The 6,855-nt window shown below is 66.4% G+C and carries 8 protein-coding genes; 6 read left to right on the plus strand and 2 right to left on the minus strand.

Going from position 1 to position 6,855, the window contains the following annotated elements; all coding sequences use genetic code 11:
• Nucleotides 1-631, minus strand: a 631-nt coding sequence (locus E8A12_RS02545) for a calcium-binding protein (protein ID WP_293366188.1), incomplete at its 3' end; no start/stop codon positions are given.
• A 90-nt stretch (nucleotides 632-721) separates the two neighbouring features.
• The gene (locus E8A12_RS02550) at nucleotides 722-1,819 is read right to left on the minus strand and encodes a putative sulfate exporter family transporter (RefSeq protein ID WP_293366189.1); all 1,098 of its coding nucleotides are present in this window, start codon (nucleotides 1,817-1,819) and stop codon (nucleotides 722-724) included.
• A 128-nt stretch (nucleotides 1,820-1,947) separates the two neighbouring features.
• Between E8A12_RS02550 and E8A12_RS02555 the strand changes: the two genes are divergently transcribed.
• From E8A12_RS02555 to E8A12_RS02580, 6 genes are all read left to right on the plus strand, one after another.
• Nucleotides 1,948-3,423, plus strand: coding sequence for a carotenoid oxygenase family protein (locus E8A12_RS02555; RefSeq protein ID WP_293366190.1), 1,476 nt, complete (start codon nucleotides 1,948-1,950; stop codon nucleotides 3,421-3,423).
• A 67-nt stretch (nucleotides 3,424-3,490) separates the two neighbouring features.
• A complete protein-coding gene (locus E8A12_RS02560; protein WP_293366191.1) occupies nucleotides 3,491-3,799 on the plus strand; it encodes a hypothetical protein in 309 nt (102 codons plus the stop codon).
• Between the two features lie 175 nt (nucleotides 3,800-3,974).
• Nucleotides 3,975-5,060, plus strand: a complete 1,086-nt coding sequence (locus E8A12_RS02565; RefSeq protein WP_293366192.1) for a molybdopterin-dependent oxidoreductase — start codon at nucleotides 3,975-3,977, stop codon at nucleotides 5,058-5,060.
• On the plus strand, nucleotides 5,057-5,437 hold the full coding sequence (locus tag E8A12_RS02570; protein WP_293366193.1) for a cytochrome c: 381 nt from the start codon (nucleotides 5,057-5,059) through the stop codon (nucleotides 5,435-5,437). Before E8A12_RS02565 ends, E8A12_RS02570 begins: the two co-directional genes overlap by 4 nt.
• A gap of 37 nt (nucleotides 5,438-5,474) precedes the next feature.
• A complete protein-coding gene (locus E8A12_RS02575) occupies nucleotides 5,475-6,062 on the plus strand; it encodes an XRE family transcriptional regulator (RefSeq protein ID WP_293366194.1) in 588 nt (195 codons plus the stop codon).
• Between the two features lie 124 nt (nucleotides 6,063-6,186).
• Nucleotides 6,187-6,855: CHASE3 domain-containing protein (locus E8A12_RS02580; protein WP_293366195.1), on the plus strand; the 669-nt coding region annotated here is incomplete at its 3' end.

Genomic DNA, 6,855 nt, shown 5'->3' on the forward strand with positions numbered 1-6,855 from the left:
TCAGGTCGTCCCCCTGGCCGCCCACCAGCCAGTCGTTGCCGCCAGGCCCGCCGTCGATCGTGTCATTGCCCTTGTTGCCATTGATGTCGTCAAAGCCTGAGCCGCCCACGATATGGTCGTCGCCATCGTCGCCGCGCAGGTAGTTCGATCCGCTGGTGACGGCGATGACGTCGTCGCCATTCCCTCCGTGGATGGAGTTGTTTCCGTCGCCGCCATTGATCAGGTCATTTCCATCGTTGCCGTTGATCGTGTCGTCACCGCCATATCCACGCAGCAGGTCGGCGCTGTTCGAGCCGTTGATCACATCGTCGCCGGCGAACAGCGTCTCCTTGGCGGCCTCGCTGGAATCGCTGACTACCCAGGCGTTGAGATCGGCCGTCGAGAGGTTCAGGCCATCGAGCGTGAAACTCTGCTGGCCCCCGATGGTGTCGGTGATGGTGGTGATCACCCCGGCGGTCGGCAAGAGGCCGCCGCCATAGACGAAGCCGCTGCCTTGGAACAGGTCCTGCTCGGCGCCCGTGGTGATGACAAATGACGTCGCGCCCATCGCCGACGCTTGGCCGGCCGCAAGGCCGCCTACGTCAATCTGGTCGAAGTCGACCCCCAGCGGGCCTGCCGTGAAAGTCGGCATGGCAAATGTCCATTCTGACGCCCAGCGGACATCCTAGCCCACCAATTGTTTGCCGCAACGTTGTTCGCCCGGCCGGTGTGAAGGAGAATTCTAGGTGGCGAACTCGACCACAGCCAGGACCAGGCCGGCGATCCAGGCGGTCTCCAGCACCATCACCGCCACGGGCCGCCAGCCGGCGGCGATCAGGGCCTTGAACGACGTTTTCATGCCGAGCGCGGAGATGGCCACTACCAGGCACCAGCGCGACACGTCGCTGGCTGTATCGACGGCGACCTTGGGCAGGAAGCCCAGGCTGTTGATCGCCACCAGGGCGGCGAAGCCGAACAGAAACCACGGCAGCGGCACCTTGGCCTTGGCCGCGCCGCCGGCGTTTCGCGCGAGGATGAGGGCGATGGTCCCCACCACCGGCAGCAGCATGGCCACGCGCAGCAGTTTCACATAGGTCGCAATGTCGCCGGTCTTCTGGGAGATCATGTAGCCGGCGCCCACCACCTGGGCCACGTCGTGGATGGTGCCGCCCAGGAACAGGCCCGCGCGCTGATTGTCGAAGCCCAGCGCGGTCACCAGCATCGGGTAGAGGATCATGGCGATGGTCGAGAGGCCGGTGACCACCACCACGGTCAGGATCACGTCGCGCTCGCTCTCCCTGTTCTTGGGCAGGACCGAGGCGATGGCCAGCGCCGCCGAGGCGCCGCAGATGCCCACCGAGCCGCCGGAGAGCACCCCGAAGCTGCGGCTCTGCCCGAGCAGGCGGGCCAGCAGCATGCCCATCAGCACCGTGGTCGTGACCCCCGCCACCACCATGGCGATGGGCACCGGGCCGAGCGCGATGATCTGCTCAACGGTGATCCGCGCGCCCAGCAGGGCGACGCCGGTCCTCAAGACCGCCTTGGAGGCGAACTCGATGCCCGGGATGCAGCGGCCTTCCTCGTGCAGGAAGTGAAAGGTCATGCCGAACAGCAGCGCAAACAGCATCACCGGCGCTTTGTAGTGGCCGGAGAGCCAGTCGGCCGCGAGGCCGATGGTGATCGCCACCAGGATGCCCGGATAGACCCGGCGGGCGAAGGCCTGGATGTCGAGGCTCTTGCGCGCGGCAGGCACGGAGACCGGCAAGCCCTCCATGCCCTCGAAGGATTGGAACATCTCGTGCGCGGCGGCCGCGTCCGTGTCGATGTCCCGAATGATCATGGAGCCTGAGTCCTGCGCGGTCCTTAAGGTCGCGCGCAAACTGGTCCGGTTTGCGATTGCGCGCCACTGGCTTGTGCGCGCGGGGCGCGCATGGAACGCTGGACGGGGACCTCCGGGAGGAGACCGCTATGCCGGCCACCCTCGTCAATCGCATCGCCTCGACGCTCGGCGAGACCGACCACCCCTATATGACCGGGGCCTGGACGCCGAACTTCGACGAATATGACGCCACCGACCTCGCCGTCGTCGGCGAGATCCCGAAGGACCTCGACGGAGTCTATGTGCGCAATACCGAGAACCCGGTGCATGCTCCGATCGGGCTATATCACCCGTTTGACGGCGACGGGATGCTCCACGCCATGGCCTTCCGCGACGGGCGGGCGAGCTACCGCAACCGCTTCGTGCGCACCAAGGGCTTCGAGGCCGAACAGGCGGCGGGCGAGGCGCTGTGGGCGGGGTTGGCCGAACACCCGGCCAAGTCGAAGCGGCCAGGCTGGGGCGCGCAGGGCAGCCTGAAGGATTCCTCGTCGACCGACGTGGTGGTCCACGCGGGCCAGATCCTCTCGACGTTCTACCAGTGCGGCGAAGGCTATCGGCTGGACCCCTACAGCTTGGAGCAACATGGGTCGGAAAGCTGGGTCCCCGCCGAGGGTGTCTCCGCCCACTGCAAGGTCGACGAGGCCACGGGCGAGCTGATGTTCTTCAACTACTCCAAGCGCGCGCCTTACATGCACTACGGCGTCGTGGGCGCCGACAACCGGCTCAAGCACTATGTGCCGATCCCGCTTCCCGGGCCGCGCCTGCCACACGACATGGCGTTCACGGAGCACTACTCGATCCTGGCCGACCTGCCACTATTCTGGGACCCGGACCTGCTGCCCAAGGGCTATCACGCCGCGCGTTTCTATCGTGACCTGCCGACCCGCTTCGCCATCCTGCCGCGGTTCGGCCAACCTGAGGACATCCGTTGGTTCGAGGCCCGGCCGTGCTTCGTCCTGCACTGGATGAACGCCTACGAGGACTGCGACGAGATCGTGCTCGACGGCTACTTCCAGGAAGATCCGCAACCGCCGCCGCTGGAAGGGTTCGGGCCCAGGCTCGGCCAGATGATGGCCTACCTCGACGAGCACTCGATGAAGCCGAAGCTCTATCGCTGGCGCTTTAACCTGAAGACCGGCGCGGTTCGCGAAGGCCTGCTGGACGACCGCGTCCTGGAGTTCGGTTCGTTCAACCAGCGGACCGCGGGCAAGAAGGGCCGCTACCTCTATTCGACGACCGCCAAGCCGGGGTGGTTCCTGTTCACCGCCATCGTCAAGCACGACCTGGAGACCGGCGGCTCCGCGACCTATGATTTCGGGCCAGGGCGCTATGGTTCCGAGGCGCCGTTTGCGCCGCGCCTCGGGGCGACGGATGAGGACGACGGCTATCTGGTCAGCTTCGTCACCGACATGGGCGCCGACCTCTCCGAATGCGTGCTGATCGACGCCAGGGACATCGCCGCCGGGCCGGTCTGCCGGATTCGCCTGCCGCAGCGCATTTCGTCGGGCACCCACGCGACCTGGGCCTCGGGCGAGGCCATCCGCCGGGCCCAAGCGGGGCTGTAACCGAATCCTTCAGTCTGGCGAATAGGCTGGCGGGCCTCTCGAAGGGTCGGCGTCAGAAGGGCGAGCGATGACCACGGTGAACTATCCGACCCCGGTCACGGTCAATGGCTACTCGTGCAAGAACTGCACGGAGGTCGACGAAGCCAAGAAGCACATCGATCCGGCCCATCCCAAGGACGGTCCCTATGGCGTCGACGCCAAGGACCACACGCCGTCGACACTGACGCCGCAGCCTGCTTCGGCCAGCAACGCATTCTCCTCCAGCCAGACTCCTGCGGTGCGCTTCGGCGGTGCGCTGGCGGGCCTGAGCGCGACATCAAACACCGCCGCGCAGACGAGCGCCGATCAGGGGCAGCGCCTGGACATCTTCGCCTAGCGTCCCGCGCCTGCTTGGGACAATCTCTTCCGAGAAATCGGGAGAAGTCCTCGTGCGGATGTCCACAGCCCACAGGCGCGGCGTTCTAATGGGCGCGGGCGCGCTTCTGGCAGCCTCAGCCACGCGCGCGGCCGGAGAATCCGTCGCTCTGCCCTTCGCAAATGGCGATCGACCGATGGCGGCCTATCCGCAGAAGCGTCCGCTGATCGTCCTCACGCAACGGCCACCCCAGCTCGAGACGCCGTTCGAAGTGTTCGACCACGGCGCTTTCACGCCCAACGATGCCTTCTTCGTCCGTTATCACCTGTCGGGCGCCCCGCCGCGCGGGCTGAACGTCGCAACCCACCGCCTGATGATCGGTGGGGCGGTGGACACGCCTCTGGATCTCGGAATGGATGACCTGCGACGCGATTTTCCCGTCGTCGAGCGGGCGGCGGTGAACCAGTGCTCCGGCAACGGCCGCGGCTTTTCCGACCCGCGCGTCGGAGGCGGTCAGTTGGGCAACGGGGCGATGGGCGCGGCCCTGTGGCGCGGAGTCCCGCTGCGCGCCCTGCTGGACCGGGCCGGTGTGAAAGCGAGCGCCAAGGCCGTGGAATTCAATGGCGCCGATGTTCCGCCGATGAGGGTGATTCCAGATTTCATCAAGGCGCTCAGCGTCGAGCACGCGCGCCAGGATGAAGTCATGCTGGCCTATGAGATGAACGGCGCGCCGCTGCCGCTGCTGAACGGCTATCCGCTACGGCTGATCGTGCCCGGCTACTACGGCACCTATTGGGTCAAGCACCTTACCGACATCACTCTGCTGGAGCAGGACTCGCAGAGCTATTTCATGCAGAAGGCCTATCGCGTGCCGGACAACGACTGCGCCTGCACCCCCGCCGGCCAGCCGGCGGCCCAGACCCGGCCGATCGGGCGGCTGAACGTGCGCAGCTTCATAACCAATGTTCAGGACGGCCAGACGATCGCCGGTGGCAAGCGCGTCATGCTTCGCGGCATCTCCTTCGACGGCGGCTCAGGCATCGCGGGCGTGGAGGTCTCGACCGATGGCGGCAAGGCTTGGGCGCCCGCCGCGCTGGGCCAGGACCATGGTCCTTATGGCTTCCGCGAATGGTCGACCCACGTGGCGCTGGGCCAGGGCGACCATGTGCTGATGGCCCGGGCCCACAGCAAGGCTGGCGAAGTCCAGCCGATGACCCAGACCTGGAACCCACCCGGCTATATGCGCAACGTCGTCGATCCTGTCCGGGTGATAGCGGCATGAGCCCCCGTCTGATCCATGCCGCGCTCTTGCCGGCGCTGGCGAGCATCATGCTGGCTGGCCTCGCCGCGGCCCAGCCCGGGTCCCCGCCGCCCGCCTATTCACCGCCGCCCGAAACCGCGCGCCTGTTGGAAGGTCCAGACCTCGCCAAGGCCCAGACCTACTGCTTGGCTTGTCATTCAGCCGATTATGTCACCACGCAGCCGCGCGGGATGTCGGCTGCGTTCTGGGAGGCGGAGGTGGCCAAGATGCGCACGGCCTATGGCGCGACCATACCCGATGATGCGGTCAAGCCGCTGGTGAACTACCTGACGACAGCCTATTCCGCGCCCGCAGCCCACGAGCGAGAGACAGTCGCGCGATTGAGAAAATCACCCTAGCATTCCCAGCTCGGCGTTGATTTGGGAATAGGGTGGGATGCGGCCGCGACTATCGGACAAGACCGGGGCGGCGATCCGTAAGCTGAGGATCGCGCGCGGCTGGAGTCTGGCGACGCTCAGCGAGGAAAGCGGGGTGCCGATCTCGACCCTGTCTCGGGTGGAGCTGGGTCAGAACGCGCTCAATTACGACAAGCTGATGCGGCTTTGCCGCGCGCTCGAGGTCGATCTCGAAGGTCTGGTGACCCGCGAGGCGGAAGGCGCCGCCGCACCTTCCGGCCGTCGTTCGGTGACGCGGACAGGCGAGGGCGGCCCGGTGCAGATCGGGTCTGCGGACGGCCGCCGCGCGGCGGCGGACCTGCTGTCCAAGAGCTTTTCGCCGGTCATCCTCGATGTGACCGCAGAGACCCTCGAGGCGCATGGCTCGCCGGTGGTGCAGCCAGGCGAAGCCTATGTGCTGGTGCTGTCCGGCGCGGTGGAGTTCCACGGCCACCTCTATGCGCCGCTCAGCCTGGCGAGCGGCGACGGCGTCTATTTCGACGCCGCGGCGGGATATGTGCTGCTGGCCAAGGGCGGACCCGCGCGGGTGCTGCTGATCAACGACGGCGACTCCGGGGCGGACGGCTAGAGGCGTCCGGGCGAGGTGGGCCGCGCAGCCGGAATTTCCCAGTCTTAACCAATATTTCAAGCGGATCTGGGATGGCCTGGGCGAAATCGCCGAGTCTGGCGCGACGCTCCTCGAGGCCCCTCCCATGTCGCTCAACGACCTGAACATCTCCAAGAAACTCGTCCTCGGTTTCGCCGGTGTGGTGACCATCGTCACGGTCATGTGTGTGGGCGTGTTCCTCAACCTGCAAAGCATCAAGGCCGCTGTCGCCGACAATGATGTGGAGGTCGCCCAACTCGAGATGTCGCATGACGTCGAGTTGCAGATCATCGAGCGCCAGAACGCGGTTCGCGGCTTCGCCATCACCGGCGACAAGTCGTTCCTGAAGCCGGTGGATGGCGCGCTGGCGAAGTACCAGGGCGTGATGGTCGACTGGGCCGGGATCGCGCCTCAAGAGGCGGCCGGCGTCTCGGCGATCAAATCGGAGGTCGACGCCATCTTCGCCGACCAGGATCACCAGTTGGCCATGGCGGCCGATCCGGCCACCCACGAGGCCGCCCTGATCGATCTCGGCAAGAAGGGCCGTCTGAACAAGATCCGCGCCATGCTCAAGGGCTACCAGGACCGCGAAGGCCAGCAGCTCAAGCAACGCGCCGCAAGGCAACGAGCGACCCAGACCACGGCGGCCGCCACCCTGGTGGTCGGCGGGGCGCTTTCGATCGTTCTTTCGATCCTGATGGGCTGGCTGCTGAGCCGTGCGATCGCGGGTCCGATCTCCAGGATGACCGACGCCATGGGCAAGCTGGCCTCGGGC

This window comes from Phenylobacterium sp., from assembly GCF_004799395.1.
In the GTDB taxonomy this organism is placed as follows: Bacteria; Pseudomonadota; Alphaproteobacteria; order Caulobacterales; family Caulobacteraceae; genus Phenylobacterium.

Coding starts and splice junctions, on each gene's coding strand:
- E8A12_RS02550 (WP_293366189.1), bottom strand. CDS start 1,819: ATGATCATTCGGGACATCGACACGGACGCGGCCGCCGCGCACGAGATG.
- E8A12_RS02555 (WP_293366190.1), top strand. CDS start 1,948: ATGCCGGCCACCCTCGTCAATCGCATCGCCTCGACGCTCGGCGAGACC.
- E8A12_RS02560 (WP_293366191.1), top strand. CDS start 3,491: ATGACCACGGTGAACTATCCGACCCCGGTCACGGTCAATGGCTACTCG.
- E8A12_RS02565 (WP_293366192.1), top strand. CDS start 3,975: ATGGCGGCCTATCCGCAGAAGCGTCCGCTGATCGTCCTCACGCAACGG.
- E8A12_RS02570 (WP_293366193.1), top strand. CDS start 5,057: ATGAGCCCCCGTCTGATCCATGCCGCGCTCTTGCCGGCGCTGGCGAGC.
- E8A12_RS02575 (WP_293366194.1), top strand. CDS start 5,475: ATGCGGCCGCGACTATCGGACAAGACCGGGGCGGCGATCCGTAAGCTG.